The organism is Micromonospora sp. R77 (genome assembly GCF_022747945.1).
GTDB lineage: Bacteria > Actinomycetota > Actinomycetes > Mycobacteriales > Micromonosporaceae > Micromonospora.
The window spans coordinates 791,271-807,279 of record NZ_JALDST010000001.1; the positions used below are offsets into that span (position 1 = coordinate 791,271).

Genomic DNA, 16,009 nt, shown 5'->3' on the forward strand with positions numbered 1-16,009 from the left:
ATCGGCGTCCGGGGGACTACTGTCGGGGAGGTAATGGGCGATCATCGGCTCGACGGCCGGTGATCACCCGCATTGAACAGGGAGAGATTGCATGGCAACCGGCACTGTCAAGTGGTTCAACTCGGAAAAGGGCTTCGGCTTCATCGAGCAGGACGGCGGAGGCCCGGACGTGTTCGTCCACTACTCGGCCATCGCGACGAGCGGCTATCGGGAACTCAACGAAGGCCAGAAGGTCGAGTTCGAGGTGACCCAGGGGCAGAAGGGGCCGCAGGCGGACAACGTCCGCCCGATGTAGCTCCGTGCCGGTGGCGGCGGTCGGTTTCCGACCGCCGCCGCAGCGCATCTCGGGCCGGTCGGATGCGACACAGCTCACGGCACCGGCCCAGCGGGCCGAGCAGCAGGATGAGCGGGGTCGCCGCCGGCCGGCCGGTCAACGACGCCGACACCGTCGGCGGCGACCTGACCGACCCGGCGGCCGTACCCGCCCCGGCGAGGGTTCAGGCGACCAGACGCCGGGCCAGTTCGTCGGCGACCTGCTTGGCGACGGTCGGTGGCAGCGCCGCCGCGATGGCCTGCGGCGTGAGGGTGGCCAGGATGCCGGCGACGATCGCCTGCTCGTCCACCATGTCCTTGCCGGCCAGCGCGGCCACCTCGGCGCGCAGCGCCGTCACCTGCGCCAACGCGGCGTTCGCGTCGGCCCGGGCGCTGAACAGCGCGTGCACCGTCGAGATCGGCGGGCGGCTGCCGGCCGCGTTCACCACGTAGTCGTTGTAGAGGCGGGCCCAGACGGCCTGGGCGATCTCGTCGGCGGTGGGCATGTCTTCCTCCAGAAGGCCGATGCTGGTCAGGTAGCGGCGGAACAGCGGGGTCTGGTCCCGGCCCGCCTTGATGGAGTCGCGGAAGAAACTGAAGTGGGTGTGCCACAGGTGGGTGTCGTCGCCGGTGGTCCGCCGGCCCAGCCGGTCCCACCGCTTGACCGTCCGGCCGTCCGGTGAGTAGATGATCGATCTGATGTCCCGGGTGTCGGCCGCGTCCGCGACGCACTGCGCGACGCACCAGCTGGAGAAGGTGTACAGGTTGTGGGTCACCCCGTCGACCCGGATCTCGAACATCCCCACGTCCAGTCCGGCGGCGTCCAGGGTCAACCCGCTGGAGTCCCGGATGGACTCGACCACGGAGTAGTCGTTGGCCACCACCCGGTCGGAGCCACAGTGGTAACCACCGCGGTGGGAGGGGTCGCCGACGATGCCGACCTCGCCGGGTTCGAGGTCCTGGTCGCGTTCGGTGTTCGGGTCCACGTCGAGATAGGTGAGCAGCAGACTGCGTACGGCCAACAGGTTGGCAGGAGCCCGCGTCATCGGATCTCCCATTCGGGATCGGAGCGGCACCCGGGCACGACGGTCACTCCCTGTAGGCGACAAGGGTGATCGGTGGCCTGGGTGAGAACGCTGCAGGACGTCGAGCAGTTGACCCGAGGATATCTGGGCTTTCGAAGTATTCCCAGTTCAGAAGCACCATCTGGAACCGTGGGCCGGTTTCACGTCGACAGCGGGACGAGTGGTACGGGCCGCCGCAATCCACTCGGAACATGAACACTGCGTGACAGCACGCGTGCTCGGGCTCGGCCAGACGGCCGTCCGGGCGGGGTCGGTCAGTCCGCCGCGCGGCGGGGTGGCTCCGGGCGGGCGGCCCGCACCGCGTCCCGGTGCTCGCGTACCGAGGTGCTGATCTCGGCCATGAAGCGGTGGACCACTGCCAGCTCCTCGTCGCTGAAGCGCGCCATCACCCGGTCGGTCCGGGTGCCGAGCGGGCGGAAGAACTCCATCGCCAGGGCCGCACCCTGGTCGGCGTAGTGCAGGAAGACCTTGCGCCGGTCGGCGGTGTCCCGGTCGCGCCGGATGTGCCCGGCGCGCTCCAACCGGTCGACCAGCGCGGTGACCGAGCCGGACGAGAGGTTGAGCTGCTCACCGAGCCGGCCCGGGGTGATCGGGTCGCCGGCCAGCTCGGCGTCCATCACGGCGATCAGCGCGTGCAGGTCGGTGCCGTTGAGCCCGTGCAGGCCGGCGAAGGCGTGCCCGACGTGCTGCGCGTCCACGGAATAGCGCCGCAGGTCGTTGGCGATGTCCGCGATCATCTGCCCCCGACGGTCGCCCCGTCGTCGATACATGCCGTGCGCTGCCACGTGTCGTCGATCCCCCTGTCGGACAGGCCGTCAGCAGCATAGAGCGCCGCAGACCATCTCGCCGATGAAGATGCTCGCCCTTCGAGTTGCCAGGCTACTCTTGATGAGCGAAACTCTCGGCAATCGAGATTTCACCGTCGAAGCACCGTGAGGGCATCCGATGTCTCTGTTCACCCGCGTCGCCCGGGGCCGACTGGCCGCGTGGCTCACCGTGGTCGCCGCGATCGCCATCGGCGCGGCCGTGTTCGGCCTCCCCAAGCCCGACAACCCGGCCCCGGTGTCGTCCACCGGGCTCTCCGTCGAGTGGCAGTCGACCCAGGTCGAGCGGCTCCAGCGGGAGCTGCCCTCCAGCGACGTGCAGCCCGCCATCGTGGTGGTCAGCCGCGACGACCGCGCTGCGCTCACCGAACCAGACCGCGCCGCCCTCACCGGCGCCTCGGCCGGGCTGGCCCGGTTCGCGGCCGGCGGCCGGGTCAGCCCTCCGCAGGTCTCCCCGGACGGCGCGGTCGCACTCGTCGCCGTGCCGCTGTCCACCGCCGGCGGCCAGGAGCAGGTGGCGGAGACCGTCGACCAGCTCCGCGGTTCGCTCCAGGCACTGCCCGACGACCTCACCGTCGAGGTGACCGGCGGACCGGCGTTCACCGCCGACCTCACCAAGGTCTTCGAGGGCGCCGACACCACGCTCCTGCTGGTCACGGCCGCTGTCGTCGCGCTGCTGCTGCTGGTCACCTATCGCAGCCCGTTCCTGTGGATCGTGCCGCTGGTCGTGGTCGCGGCCACCGAGCAACTCACCCTGCGCGCGGTCGACACCATCGTCCCGGCGGTCGGCATCCACCTCCAGGGCGGCGCCGTCACCGGCATCGCCAGCGTCCTCGTCTTCGGCGCCGCCACCGACTACGCCCTGCTGCTGATCGCCCGATACCGCGAGGAGCTGCACCGCGAGCAGGACCGCTTCGCGGCCATGCGGGCCGCCCTGCGCCGCACCGCCGAGCCGATCCTCGCCAGCGGCGGCACCGTCGTCCTCGGTGTGCTCACCCTGCTGCTCTCCGAGCAGGAGACCAACCGGGCGCTCGCCGTGGCCTGCGCCACCGGCGTCGTGTTCGCCATGCTCTCGGCGCTGTTCGTCCTCCCCGCCGTCCTGGTGATCTTCGGCCGCGGACTGTTCTGGCCGTTCGTGCCCCGGGTCGGCGACAAGGTGCGCGAGGGCCGGCTCTGGAGTCGGCTGGGCGCCGCCGTGGTGCGCCGCCCGGTGCCCGTCGCGGTGCTCTCGACGCTGCTGCTCGCCGGGCTGGCCCTCGGCAGCCTCGGCATCCGGACCGGACTGTCCGAGACCGAGCAGTTCCGGGTGAAGCCCGAGGCGGTGGCCGGCGCGGAGACCCTCGCCCGGGCGTTCCCCGCCGGGACCACGCAACCCGTCGCCGTGCTGACCACACCGTCGGCGGTGGCGGCGGTCACCCAGGCCGCGGCGGCCGTACCGGGGGTCGCCTCCGCCCGCCCCGGTGACGCGGGCAGCACCGTGGCCCAGGTCGACGTCGTGCTGAACGCCGAGCCGGGCACTCCCGCCTCCGACCGGACCGTCGAGGCGCTGCGCGACGCGGTCGCGGCCGTACCCGGTTCGGCCCCGCCGGCGGTCGACGGCGTGGACCGGTTCGACGGTGCCGTCGTCGGCGGCACCGTCGCCGCCACCTACGACACCGACGAGGCCAACGGTCGGGACCAGCTGCTCATCCTGCCGATCATCCTGCTGCTCGTGGGCGCGGTGCTGGTGCTGCTGCTGCGCGGCCTGCTCGCGCCGCTGCTGCTGGTGCTCACCGTCATCGCGTCGTTCTTCGCCAGCCTCGGCGCGGCGTGGCTCCTCTTCGACCACGTGCTGGACTTCCCGGCCCTGGACAGCGGGGTCCTGCTGCTCGCCTTCGTCTTCCTGGTGGCGCTCGGCGTGGACTACAACATCTTCCTGGTCACCCGGGCCCGCGAGGACGCCCGGCGGACCGGCACCCGGGACGGCATGCTCTCCGCCCTCCGGGTCACCGGCGGCGTGATCACCAGCGCCGGCATCCTGCTCGCGGCGGTCTTCGCCGTCCTCGGCGTGCTGCCGCTGATCACGCTGACCCAGATCGGCATCATCGTGTGCATCGGTGTGCTGCTCGACACCCTGCTGGTCCGTACGGTGCTCGTGCCGGCGTTGGCGTTCGTGCTCGGCGACCGGTTCTGGTGGCCGGGACGGATCCACCGGGAGCCGGCGGCCGACCCGACCACGGCGCCCGCCGAGCCGGTCGCCGCCCGCGACTGACCCGCACCGTGACGGCGGGGCCGCAGCGGTACGTCCGCTGCGGCCCCGCCGGTCGGTTCAGTAGTCCAGGCAGACGCACTCGGTCATCAGCGCCCGCACGTTGCGCACGTACTGCGGGTTGGGGATCGCCAGCGGCTCGCCCTCCCGGGCCACCGCGGCGTGCCCGTAGTTGAAGGCGGAGATGACCGCGTTGAGCAGGCAGGAGTTCAGCTCGGCGGTGCACAGCGAGGCGTCCAGCCGGTAGTCGGACTCGAAGTACATGTCGCCGATGTACTTGGTCAGCCAGGCCAGGTAGTTGGCGCCCAGGTAGGCGTTGTCCCGGTAGTCGTCGATGTCGTACGACTCGCCGAAGCGCTGGTTCATCCAGTCGGCGGTGGCCGGCATCACCTGCATCAGCCCGATCCCGCCGTCGCAGGCGACGATGTCGGACTGCCAGCCGCTCTCCTGCCAGGCGGTCGCCTTCATCAGGGGCAGCGGGATCGCGATGTCCGGCGCGGAGGTCGGCCAGTACGTCTTCGCCGCCGCGTCGCCCAGCGCCGCCTTCACCTGGCTGCGGCTCGCCTTGGTGCCCCGGTGGGTCGGCTGGCACCCACTGGGCGCCGGCTTCGGCGGGGGCGGCGGCACCCGGGTCTCGGTGGGCGCCTTCGGGGTGGTCAGCGGCGCCGTCGAGGTCCGGCTGGGCTTCGGCCGGGGCTTCGGCTTCGCCGTCGGCCTGGCGGAGGCGCTGGGCTTCGTGCTCGGCGCGGCACCCATCGCCGCCACCCCCGCCGGTTCCTCGGTCGGCTCGTCGACGGGCGCCGCGACGGCCTCCTCGGTGGGCGGCGCGACCGGCGCGGCCACCTCCCGGGGCGTCCGCTCCTCGCCGCCGCACCCGGTGATCCCCCCGGCCAGCAGCAGGGCGGCGACGACCGCGACACCCACCCGTCTCGTGAACACACCCATTCCGGCCCCTCCCCCGTGGCTGTCAGCGGACCCTAACAAGAACCGGTGCGCCCGGATGCCCCGTCGAGATGCGCCGCCGGGGTGGCGGGCGGCCCGAAAAGATGTGTCGCCGGTCACGGCCACCGCCGCCGACCCGGAGCGCCGGGACGCGTCCCGGCGTTCCCGCGTACGCTAGGAAGCCGACCAGCAGCAGGGTCGCCGCTCCCGGCTCCACCAGACCGACGAGCACCGGGGTCGCACCGCGACGGTCGTCGCGGCGACCGGGTGGCTCGGCCGGCGCCCGGCGGGCCCTGCCGCCACGTCCTGAAGGTCGGGCATCCGTTCGGGTACGACACCGGCCGGCGCGCCCAGCCGCCGGACCGGTCGGCATCGGCAGTTCCGCAGAGATCCGGGCGCGCCCGGGGGTGACCCCGGCCCGTGTCCCGGCAACCGCAGACAGGAGTATGGAGGGTATGCAGCTTCGCACCGACCTCCGCAACGTCGCCATCATCGCCCACGTCGACCACGGCAAGACGACCCTGGTCGACGCCATGTTGCGGCAGGCCGGCGCCTACGGCGCCCGTGGTGAGACCACCGAGCGGGTCATGGACTCGATGGACCTCGAGCGGGAAAAGGGCATCACCATCCTGGCCAAGAACACCGGCGTGCGGTACCTGCCGGCGGACGGGTCCGACCCGGTCACCATCAACATCATCGACACCCCCGGCCACGCCGACTTCGGCGGCGAGGTCGAGCGGGGCCTGACCATGGTCGACGGCGTGGTGCTGCTGGTCGACGCCAGTGAGGGCCCGCTGCCGCAGACCCGCTTCGTGCTGCGCAAGGCGCTCAAGGCCCGGATGCCGATCATCCTCGTGATCAACAAGGTGGACCGCCCGGACGCCCGGATCAAGGAGGTCGTGGACGACACCTACGAGCTCTTCCTCGACCTGGACGCCGACGAGGAGCAGATCGACTTCCCGATCGTCTACGCCTGCGCCCGCGACGGCATCGCCTCGCTGACCCAGCCCGCCGACGGCGCCGTGCCGGACGACAGCACCTCCCTGGAGCCGCTGTTCCGCACCCTGCTCGACACCATCCCGCCGCCCGCGTACGAGGACGGCGCGTCGCTGCAGGCGCACGTCACCAACCTCGACGCGTCGCCGTTCCTCGGCCGGCTCGCGCTGTGCCGGGTCCGGCAGGGCACCATCCGCAAGGGTGAGACCGTCGCCTGGTGCCGCACCGACGGCAGCACCCAGCGGGTCCGCATCTCGGAGCTGCTGATGACCGAGGGGCTGGAGCGCAAGCCGGCCGACTCGGCGGGCCCGGGCGACATCATCGCGGTCGCCGGCATCCCGGAGATCATGATCGGCGAGACCCTGGCGGACGCGGAGAACCCGATCCCGCTGCCGCTGATCACCGTCGACGAGCCGGCCATCTCGATGACCATCGGCACCAACACCTCGCCGCTGGTCGGCCGGGTCAAGGGCGCCAAGGTCACCGCCCGGATGGTGAAGGACCGGCTCGACAAGGAGCTGATCGGCAACGTGTCGCTGCGCGTGCTGCCGACCGAACGGCCGGACGCCTGGGAGGTGCAGGGCCGTGGCGAGCTGGCCCTGGCCATCCTGGTCGAGCAGATGCGGCGCGAGTCGTACGAGCTGACCGTCGGCAAGCCGCAGGTGGTCACCCGGGAGATCGACGGCAAGACCTGCGAGCCGGTCGAGCGGCTGACCATCGACGCCCCGGAGGAGTACCTGGGCGCGATCACCCAGCTCCTCGCGACCCGCAAGGGCCGGATGGAGCAGCTGGTCAACCACGGCACCGGCTGGATCCGGATGGAGTGGCTGGTGCCCGCCCGGGGCCTGATCGGCTTCCGGACCGAGTTCCTCACCGACACCCGGGGCACCGGCATCCTGCACCACGTCTTCGAGTCGTACGAGCCGTGGTTCGGTGAGCTGCGGACCCGGAACAACGGCTCGCTGGTCGCCGACCGGTCCGGTGTGGTCACCCCGTTCGCCATGATCAACCTGCAGGAGCGCGGCCAGCTCTTCGTCGAGCCCACCACCGAGGTGTACGAGGGCATGATCGTCGGGGAGAACTCCCGCTCCGACGACATGGACGTCAACATCACCAAGGAGAAGAAGCTCACCAACATGCGGGCCTCGACCTCGGACGAGACCGAGAAGCTGATCCCGCCGCGCAAGCTGTCGCTGGAGCAGGCCCTCGAGTTCTGCCGCGAGGACGAGTGCGTCGAGGTGACCCCGACCGCGGTCCGCATCCGCAAGGTGGTGCTGGACCAGACCCAGCGCGGCCGGATGGCGGCCCGCCGCAAGCACGCCGGCTGACCCGACCGTCGGCCCGTACCGGAGCCCGGAACGCCTCGGCGGTCCGGGCTCCGGCGTGTCCGGCCGCCGGCCGGTCGACCCGAAGGGGGGCCGCCGGGGCCCCGACGCCCGGCCCGTCGGCCCCGGGGGCGGACCGGCAGCGCCCCGATCGGCTACGGTCAGCCGCATGAGCTGGGTTGATCTCGACGCACACCTGGACCGGGTGCCGGGCACCGTCTCCGCGTACGTGGCGCGGCTCGGCGCGGCACCGACCTGGACCCGCCGGCCCGACGCCACCCACTACGCGGCGAGCACCATGAAGCTCGCCGTGCTGGTGGCCCTGCACCGGGCCGCCGAGGCCGGCACCCTCGACCTGGACGCCCCGGTCGCGGTGCGCAACGCGTTCGACTCGGCGCTGCCCGGCGCGCCCGAGTTCACCTGCGCCCGGCACTACGACAACGACGAGGCGGTCTGGGCACGGGTCGGCGGGACCGCGCCGCTGCGTTGGCTCGCCGAACGGATGATCATTCGCTCCAGCAACCTGGCCACCAACATCGTCATCGGCCGGGTCGGGCTACCCGCCGTGGCGCAGGCGTGGGCGCTGGGCGGCGCCCGGCACAGCGTGACCGGCCGGGGCATCGAGGACTTCGCCGCCCGGGAGGCCGGCATCACCAACCTGGTCACCGCCGCCGACCTGGCCGCCCTGCTCGACGCCCTGGCCCGCGGGGTCGACCGGCCCGGCCCGCTGGCCTCGCCGGCCGGTTGCGCCGCGATGCGGGACGTCCTGCTCGCCCAGGAGCACCGGGAGGACCTGGCCTCGGGGCTGCCCGAGGGCACCCCGATCGCCCACAAGAACGGCTGGGTACGCGGTGTCCGGCACGGTGCCGGCGTGGTCTACCCGCCCGACGCGCCGCCGTACGTGATCGTCGTCTGCACCACCACCGACCTGGCCGACGGCGGGCCGGACGGTGAGCAGGTGGAGGATGACGCGTGCCGGCTGATCGCCGACATCTCGGCCCAGGTCTGGGCCGCCCGCCACGACCTCACGGCCTGACCCACCCTCCCGCCGGCACGACGGGGACATCGACCACCGTTGACTACTGAACCGGTTCAGAAATACCATCGTCCTGCCGTCGGCCCGTGAGCCGGAGGACGACGGCGGCGCGCGGCCCGGGCAGCCCGCGCAGGCACGTGATCCGAGAACTTCTCGGGTCCATCCCGGCGAGCGCCCGGCACCGCGTCGGACTCGACGCGCGGGTCTGCTTGCCTTAACCGATTCAGTCAGCATCCGCGAGGAGATCACCCATGCGCCTCCGCGCCCGGTACCGACCCCTCACCCTCGGCTGCGCCGCCGCCACCCTGCTGGCCGGCGCCGTGGTCGCCCTGCCCGCGGCGCACGCCGCCACCACCGCCTGCACGGTCACCTGGCAGCCCACCAACGACTGGGGCAGCGGCGCCACCGTCGACGTCACCGTCACCAACCACGGCGCGAGCCTGACCGGCTGGACGCTCGGCTGGACCTTCCCCGGCACCCAGCAGGTCACCTCCAGCTGGAACGGCAGCTACCAGCAGACCGGCGCGGCGGTGACCCTGCGCAACGCCGACTGGAACGCCACCCTCGGCACCGGCGCGTCCGCCACCGCCGGCGTCAGCCTCAACTACACCGGTGGCAACCCCGCGCCCACGGCCTTCACCCTCAACGGCGACCCGTGCACCGGCCCGTCGACCAGCCCCAGCACCTCGCCGAGCACCAGCCCGAGCCCCAGCACGTCGCCCAGCACCAGCCCGAGCACCAGTCCCAGCCCGACCGGCGACCCGAACCCGACCGACCCGCCCGGCATCGGCCGGGTCACCCGGCAGGGCACCAAGCTGCTGCTCGACGGGCGGCCGTTCCGCTTCGGCGGGGTCAACCTGAGCTGGCTCGGGCTGGACGAGAACGTCGGCGGCATCGCCTACCCGACGACCTTCCGGATCGACGACGGCCTGGACACCGCCAAGGCGATGGGCGCGACCGTGGTCCGCTCGCACACCCTCGGCATCTCCACCGCGCACCCGCTGACCCTGGAACCGAAGCTCGGCCAGTTCAACGACCAGGCCTTCGCCAGCATCGACTACGCCGTCGCCGCCGCCAAGGCACGCAGGCTGCACCTGGTCGTGCCGCTGACCGACAACTGGCACTGGTACCACGGCGGCCGGCACGACTTCACCGACTGGCTGGGCCTGCCCGAGGACGCCTTCTACACCGACCCGCGGGCGGTCGCCGCGTTCGAGGCGTACATCGACCACCTGCTCAACCACGTCAACCCGTACACGAAGACGGCCTTCAAGGACGAGCCGGCGGTGCTCGCCTGGGAGCTGGGCAACGAGCTGACCGGGGTGAACACCACCTGGATCCGGACCATCTCCGCGCACCTCAAGCAGCTCTCCCCGCAGACCCTGGTCGCCTCGCACTGGAGCGGCCAGGAGTACGGCGTCGACGAGGTGGACATCGTGGACGCCCACTACTACCCGTTCAACTCCGCCGACCAGATCCGCAACGACGCCCGGGACATCACCTCGCACGGCAAGGTCTACCTGGCCGGCGAGTACGGCTCCACCGACGTCACCAGCGCCAAGCTCGACCCGCTGGTCGGCGACCCGAACGTCACCGGGGCGCTGTTCTGGCAGATCTTCCCGCACCGCGACGACTTCGGGTACGTGCAGCACAACGACGGCTACACCCTGCACTACCCGGGTGACGACGCCACGATGCGCGGCCGCGCCGACGCCATCCGCCGCTTCCAGTACGCGATGAGCGGTGTCACCGTGCCGCCGGTACCGGCGCCCGGCGCCCCGCTGCTGACCAGCGCCCAGCGCACCGGCGGCGGGGTGGCCCTGGCCTGGCGCGGCTCCACCACCGCCGCCCGCTACACCGTGCGCCGCTCCACCACCGGCGCCGACGGGCCGTGGACCACCATCTGCGACAAGTGCGCCTCGGACAACAACACCCCGTGGACCGACACCGCCGCCCCGGCCACCGCCGCCTGGTACCAGGTCACCGGCTACACCGCCGACGGCGTCGCCGGCCCGGCCTCACCGGCGCTGAAGACCGGCGAGGGCTCCACCATCGGCACCACCCTCTGGGACTTCGAGTCCGGCACCGACGGCTGGGCCGGCACCAACCTGGCCGGCGGCCCCTGGTCGGTCACCGACTGGGCCACCTCCGGCACCCACTCGCTCAAGGGCGACCTCACCCTCGGCGCGCGGACCGCGTACCTGGCCCGGACCGGGACGCTCGACCTGAGCGGCCGGACCACCCTGCGGGTGTCGGCCAAGCTCGCCGGCTGGGGCAACGCCGGCAGCGGCATCCAGGTCAAGGTGTACGTCAAGACCGGCGCCTCGTGGACCTGGTACGACGGTGGACCGGCCACCCTGACCACCGCCGGCGCCACGCTCACCCTCAGCCTCGCCGGGGTGGCCAACCTCGGCGACGTCCGGGAGGTCGGCGTGCAGGTGGTCAGCCCCGCCGACAGCAGCGGCACCTCCGCCGTCTACCTCGACAACGTGACCGTGGCCTGACGCCCGCCGGTCGGGGCGGTCCGACACCCGCCCCGACCGGCGCCGTCACTCCAGCAGGGTGTCCCGCAGGTCCTCGATCAGCTCGTCGGTGACGCCCAGGCCGTCGCGCAGGTACGCCCCGAACGAGCCGTGCACCCGCAGCACCTCGTCGTACGCGGCGTCCAGGTACTCCGGCCGCACCTCCAGCACCGGGCGGACCGCCGCCGGGTCCAGGTCCGGCTGCCGCCGGGTCATCGCGTCCAGCAGCACCTCCCGCAGGCTCACCGTGAGCTCGTTGTGCCGCAGGTAGTCGTCCCGGATCGCCGCGTCGTCCACGCCCAGCGCGGTGAGCAGCACGACCGCCAGCCAGCCGGTGCGGTCCTTGCCGGCCGAGCAGTGGAACAGCAACGGCAGGTTCCGCTCCCGCGCCGCCAGCCGCACCGCCGCCCCGAACCCGGCCCGCGCCGACTCCCCGGTGACGAACCACCGGTAGATCGCCGCCATCGCCGCCGGCGTGCCCTCGGCCGCCAGCTCGTCGTACGCGCCCAGGTCGTGGCCGAGCAGCACCGCCGAGACGTACGTGAAGACCGGGTGCGCCGGATCGTGCACCGGCAGGTGCACCACCCGGGGATCGCCGACCAGCCGGTCCGGCGGGGCGACGTCCTGCTCGGAGGCGTCCCGCAGGTCCACCACGCAGGCGGGGGCGAGCTTGCCGAGCACCGGCAGGTCCTCGTCGGTGAGCCGACCCAGCGCGGGGGTCCGGATCAGCCGGCCCACGCGTACCCGCCGCCCGCCGGCCGCGGGCAGGCCGCCCAGGTCACGGGCGTTCGGTGCGCCCACCAGTGCCCAGTCCCGCTGCGCCATCCGCTCTCCCCTGCTCGTGCCCACCTGCGTATAGGGTGCCGCACATGACGATCGCCGCGGTACGCACCCACCGGCTTTCCGCCCCCTTACACACCCCGTTCGTCACCGCGCTGCGCCGCGCCACCACGGTGGACACCCTGGTCGTGGAGCTGATCGACGACGACGGACGGTCCGGTTTCGGCGAGGCGCCGCAGATCTGGCAGGTGACCGGGGCGTCCGTCGCCGGGGCGGAGGCGTGCGTACGGGAGGTCATCGCGCCGGCCCTCGCCGGGCGGGACGCCGACGACCTGGTGGCCCGCTGCGGCGAGGTGCAGCGGGCGGTGGCCGGCAACGAGTCGGCCAAGGCGGCCGTCGACGCGGCGCTGCACGACCTGGCCGCGCGCCGGCTCGGCGTACCCCTGGTGCGGTTGCTCGGTGGCACCGCCCTGCGGGTGCCGACGGACGTCACGCTGGCCGCCGGCGACGCGGTCGAACTCGCCGCGGCGGCCCGGCAGCGGCGGGCCGAGGGGTTCGGCGTGCTGAAGCTGAAGGTCGGCACGGACGCCGGCGGTGACCTCGAGCGGGTCCGGGCGGTCCGGGCCGCGGTCGGGCCGGACGTCCGGCTCCGGCTGGACGCCAACCAGGGGTGGACGCCGCGCGAGGCGGTCCGGATCATTCGCGGCATCGCCGACGCCGGGCTGGACGTCGAGCTGGTCGAGCAGCCCGTCTCCCGCTGGGACCTGGACGGGCTGGCCTGGGTCAGCGACCGGGTGGAGCTGCCCGTTCTCGCCGACGAGTCCGTCTTCGGCGTGCGGGACCTGGTCGAGGTGATCCGCCGCCGGGCGGCCGACATGGTCAACGTCAAGCTGGCCAAGTGCGGTGGCCTGCACGCCGCCCGCACGCTGCTGGAGCTGGCCGCGGCGCACGGCGTGGGCACGGTGGTCGGTTCGATGATGGAGACCCAGGTGGGCATCGGCGCGGCGGCCAGCCTGGTCGCCGCCTACGGCACCACCGCCGTCTCCGACCTCGACGCCGCCTGGTGGCTGGCCTGGTCGCCGGTGCGCGGCGGCATCCGGTACGACGGCGCGACGGTGCTCCTGCCCGACTCCCCGGGTCTCGGCATCACGTCCGTCTCTGAAGTAAAGATGCAGACTCGTGGTTGATGCCCGGCGGAATCTTTCATAGGGTCGCGGAAAGGCGGCACGATCTGGGGGTGGGCGTGGAGCTGCAACCGGGCCGCGAGGCCGTCGTCCGGGTGCCCGTGGCGACCCTCTGGACCTCCCCCGACGCGGTACGCCCCGTCGACCGTCCCGCGCTGGGCGACACCCCGGACACCGCCGCCTGGGTCGCCGGCATGGACCACGACCAGCAGGTCGGCGAGTGCGTGCTGAGCCAACTCCTGCTCGGCGAGCGGGTGGTGGTCACCGAGTCCCGCCCGGACGGCTGGGCACGGGTCGTCGCGCTCGGCCAGCCGGCCGCCGCCCGCGACCCACGCGGCTACCCCGGCTGGCTGCCCGCGGCGCAGCTGACCCTCCCGCCGGCCGCCGGCGTCGGGACGCCGGGCACGCCGCTGGTGGTCGACGCGCTCACCACCAGCCTGCACGCCGCCGCCGACGGACCGGTGGCGCTCACCGGCGTCGCCCTCGGCACCCGGCTCACCCCGGGCTGCCCACCGGTGAACGGGTGGCGCCCGGTCCACGTCCCCGGGCACGCCGGGCAGCTCTGGGCAGCGGAGGCGGACGTGGCGCTGCTGCCCGCCGAACGGCCGGAGGCGAAGGAGGCACTCGCCGTGGCCGAGCGGTTCCGGGACGTGCCGTACGTGTGGGGCGGCCTCACCCGCCACGGCATCGACTGCTCGGGGCTGGTCCACCTGGCCTGGCGGCGGCTCGGGCTGGTCCTCCCCCGCGACGCCGACGACCAGGCCGAGGCCACCACCCCGCTGGCCCTCGGTGACGAGCGCCCCGGCGACCTCTACTTCTTCGCCCGGCCCGGGCGACGGATCCACCACGTCGGCATCGTCACCGGCGAGCCGCGCGACGGTCAGCGGCGGATGGTGCACGCCTGCTACCGGCGGCGCCGGGTGCTGGAGGAGGCGCTGCCCGCCGACCGGGTGGCCACCCTGGTCGGCGCGCACCGGGTCTGAGCGCAGTACGCGACGCGGGGCGCACCCGGGACCGGGCGCGCCCCGCGGGCGACGGACCGGTCAGCGCCGGGCTTCGGCCAGCTCCCGGCGGCGGTCCCGGGACGACTTGACCAGGCTCGCGGCGGTGGCCACGGCGAGGGTACCGAGGATGACCAGCAGCGAGAGCCAGATCGGGATGTGCGGTGCCCAGGCCACGTGCTCGCCGCCGTTGACGAACGGCAGGTTGTTGTCGGCCAGGGCCTCCAGCACCAGCTTGACCCCGATGAAGCCGAGCACCACCGCCAGGCCGTAGCTGAGATAGATCAGCCGGTCCAGCAGGCCACCGAGCAGGAAGTAGAGCTGCCGCAGCCCCATCAGCGCGAACACGTTCGCGGTGAAGACCAGGTACGGCTCCTGGGTGATGCCGAAGATCGCCGGGATCGAGTCCAGCGCGAAGATCAGGTCGGTGGTGCCGATGGCGATCATCACGATCAGCATCGGGGTGAAGAGCCGCCGGCCGTTCTCGTGGGTGGTCAACTTCGCGCCGTCGAAGGTCCGCGACAGCGGCAGCGCCTTACGGCTCCACCGGATCAGCAGGTTCTCGCTGAACTCGTCCTCGTCCGGCTCGCCCTGCCGGGCCAGATTGATCGCGGTGTAGATCAGGAACGCGCCGAAGATGTAGAAGACCCAGGAGAACTGGGCGATCAGCGCGGCGCCGGCGGCGATGAAGCCACCGCGCATCACCAGCGCCAACACGATGCCGATGAGCAGCACCTTCTGCTGGAACTGCCGGGGCACCGCGAACCGGCCCATGATGATCACGAAGACGAAGAGGTTGTCCACCGAGAGGCTGTACTCGGTGAGCCACCCGGTGTAGAACTGGCCCGCCACGCTGGCACCGGCGGTGAACCAGAGCCCCACGCCGAAGAGCAGGGCCAGCCCGACATAGAAGGCGACCCACAGGCTCGACTCACGGACGCTGGGCTCGTGCGGTCGACGGCCGATGATCAGCAGGTCGACGAGCAGGACGGCCGTCATCGCGACGAGAGTCCCGGCCCACACGTATCCGGACACGTTCAATTCCATCCTCCGGCAGACACGCAGCGTCGGGCACACCGTACGCCGAGTGAGAGGCCGGGGTGCGTCGACGCTGACTGTGGTGACTGTCGGAGGTCTCTTCCGCCGCCGGCCCGGTGACGGGTCGGCGACCGACGGAGCCGGGGCGTGTCGCCAGGGTCGGCGGACGTCCGTGCTGACGACTTCGTCGCGGGGGAATACTCCCCTCCTCGGCCGCCATTGTTCACCATCGGACCCGCGCAGTGCATCTCCAGGGTCCGGATTGCCCCCGTGATGCACTGCACCGTGCCGGTGGGCGGGATCACACCCGCGCGCGCCGGGGCTCCGGCGCCGTGGTCTATCGCCGGGTCAGACCGCGCCGGCGAGGTCCGCCAGGGGGCGCCGGAGAGGCGGAAGATGGTCAGCTCCTTGCCCTGCACCGAGGGGATCTCCGCGCCGAGCGACCGGTAGAAGGCCGCGGTCGGCTCGTTGGTCACCCGACCCCACCACTGCATGTGGCGGTATCCGCGCTCGGCGCACAGGGCGGCCAGCGTGTGCAGCAGAGCCCGGTCGACGCCACGACCGACCGCGTCCTGCCGGACGTAGATGTCGTCGACGTGGATCGCGGTGCCGCGCCAGGTGCTGTAGACCAGGCACCAGAGGGTGTACCCGACGACCTCGCCGGTCGTGTCGTCGACGGCGAGGTGGGCGAAGGCCACACCGGGCTCGACCAATGG

13 protein-coding genes are annotated in these 16,009 nt (G+C 72.7%); 7 read left to right on the forward strand and 6 right to left on the reverse strand.

The genetic code is table 11. From position 1 onward, the window contains the following. The first annotated feature begins 91 nt into the window (after positions 1-91). Positions 92-295: a cold-shock protein gene (locus MRQ36_RS03375; protein WP_007072071.1), complete on the forward strand. Its 204-nt coding sequence runs from the start codon at positions 92-94 to the stop codon at positions 293-295. Positions 296-497: 202 nt separating this feature from the next. Here MRQ36_RS03375 and MRQ36_RS03380 read toward each other — a convergent pair whose 3' ends face one another. Then, positions 498-1,358: a hypothetical protein gene (locus MRQ36_RS03380; RefSeq protein ID WP_242792670.1), complete on the reverse strand. Its 861-nt coding sequence runs from the start codon at positions 1,356-1,358 to the stop codon at positions 498-500. A 293-nt stretch (positions 1,359-1,651) separates the two neighbouring features. Beyond that, complete coding sequence (locus MRQ36_RS03385) at positions 1,652-2,167, reverse strand: MarR family winged helix-turn-helix transcriptional regulator (protein ID WP_242792672.1); 516 nt, start codon at positions 2,165-2,167, stop codon at positions 1,652-1,654. A gap of 175 nt (positions 2,168-2,342) precedes the next feature. On the opposite strand from MRQ36_RS03385, the gene MRQ36_RS03390 reads away from it, so the two are divergent. Beyond that, positions 2,343-4,472, forward strand: coding sequence for an efflux RND transporter permease subunit (locus MRQ36_RS03390; protein ID WP_242792674.1), 2,130 nt, complete (start codon positions 2,343-2,345; stop codon positions 4,470-4,472). Between the two features lie 57 nt (positions 4,473-4,529). On the opposite strand, the gene MRQ36_RS03395 is transcribed toward MRQ36_RS03390, so the two are convergent. Then, entirely contained in the window at positions 4,530-5,414 is an 885-nt protein-coding gene (locus tag MRQ36_RS03395; protein WP_242792676.1) for a lytic transglycosylase domain-containing protein, read from the reverse strand. Positions 5,415-5,866: 452 nt separating this feature from the next. Between MRQ36_RS03395 and typA the strand changes: the two genes are divergently transcribed. The 3 genes from typA to MRQ36_RS03410 all read left to right on the forward strand — a co-directional run bounded on the left by typA (position 5,867) and on the right by MRQ36_RS03410 (position 11,272). Next, positions 5,867-7,735, forward strand: a complete 1,869-nt coding sequence (gene typA, locus MRQ36_RS03400; protein WP_242792678.1) for a translational GTPase TypA — start codon at positions 5,867-5,869, stop codon at positions 7,733-7,735. A gap of 166 nt (positions 7,736-7,901) precedes the next feature. Continuing rightward, on the forward strand, positions 7,902-8,768 hold the full coding sequence (locus MRQ36_RS03405; protein ID WP_242792687.1) for a serine hydrolase: 867 nt from the start codon (positions 7,902-7,904) through the stop codon (positions 8,766-8,768). Between the two features lie 251 nt (positions 8,769-9,019). Further along, positions 9,020-11,272, forward strand: a complete 2,253-nt coding sequence (locus MRQ36_RS03410) for a cellulose binding domain-containing protein (protein ID WP_242792689.1) — start codon at positions 9,020-9,022, stop codon at positions 11,270-11,272. A gap of 45 nt (positions 11,273-11,317) precedes the next feature. Here the strand turns inward: MRQ36_RS03410 and MRQ36_RS03415 are convergent, their stop codons facing one another. Then, the gene (locus MRQ36_RS03415) at positions 11,318-12,115 is read right to left on the reverse strand and encodes a tyrosine-protein phosphatase (protein WP_242800806.1); all 798 of its coding nucleotides are present in this window, start codon (positions 12,113-12,115) and stop codon (positions 11,318-11,320) included. Between the two features lie 44 nt (positions 12,116-12,159). Here MRQ36_RS03415 and MRQ36_RS03420 point away from each other — a divergent pair, with 44 nt between their 5' ends. After that, positions 12,160-13,257: a mandelate racemase/muconate lactonizing enzyme family protein gene (locus MRQ36_RS03420; RefSeq protein WP_242792691.1), complete on the forward strand. Its 1,098-nt coding sequence runs from the start codon at positions 12,160-12,162 to the stop codon at positions 13,255-13,257. A gap of 50 nt (positions 13,258-13,307) precedes the next feature. Continuing rightward, entirely contained in the window at positions 13,308-14,237 is a 930-nt protein-coding gene (locus tag MRQ36_RS03425) for a C40 family peptidase (protein ID WP_242792693.1), read from the forward strand. A 60-nt stretch (positions 14,238-14,297) separates the two neighbouring features. On the opposite strand, the gene MRQ36_RS03430 is transcribed toward MRQ36_RS03425, so the two are convergent. Together MRQ36_RS03430 and MRQ36_RS03435 are read right to left on the reverse strand one after the other, a co-directional pair. Then, positions 14,298-15,296, reverse strand: a complete 999-nt coding sequence (locus MRQ36_RS03430; protein ID WP_242792695.1) for a TerC family protein — start codon at positions 15,294-15,296, stop codon at positions 14,298-14,300. After that, the gene (locus MRQ36_RS03435) at positions 15,293-16,006 is read right to left on the reverse strand and encodes a GNAT family N-acetyltransferase (protein WP_242792696.1); all 714 of its coding nucleotides are present in this window, start codon (positions 16,004-16,006) and stop codon (positions 15,293-15,295) included. Before MRQ36_RS03435 ends, MRQ36_RS03430 begins: the two co-directional genes overlap by 4 nt. Between the last annotated feature and the right edge of the window lie 3 nt (positions 16,007-16,009).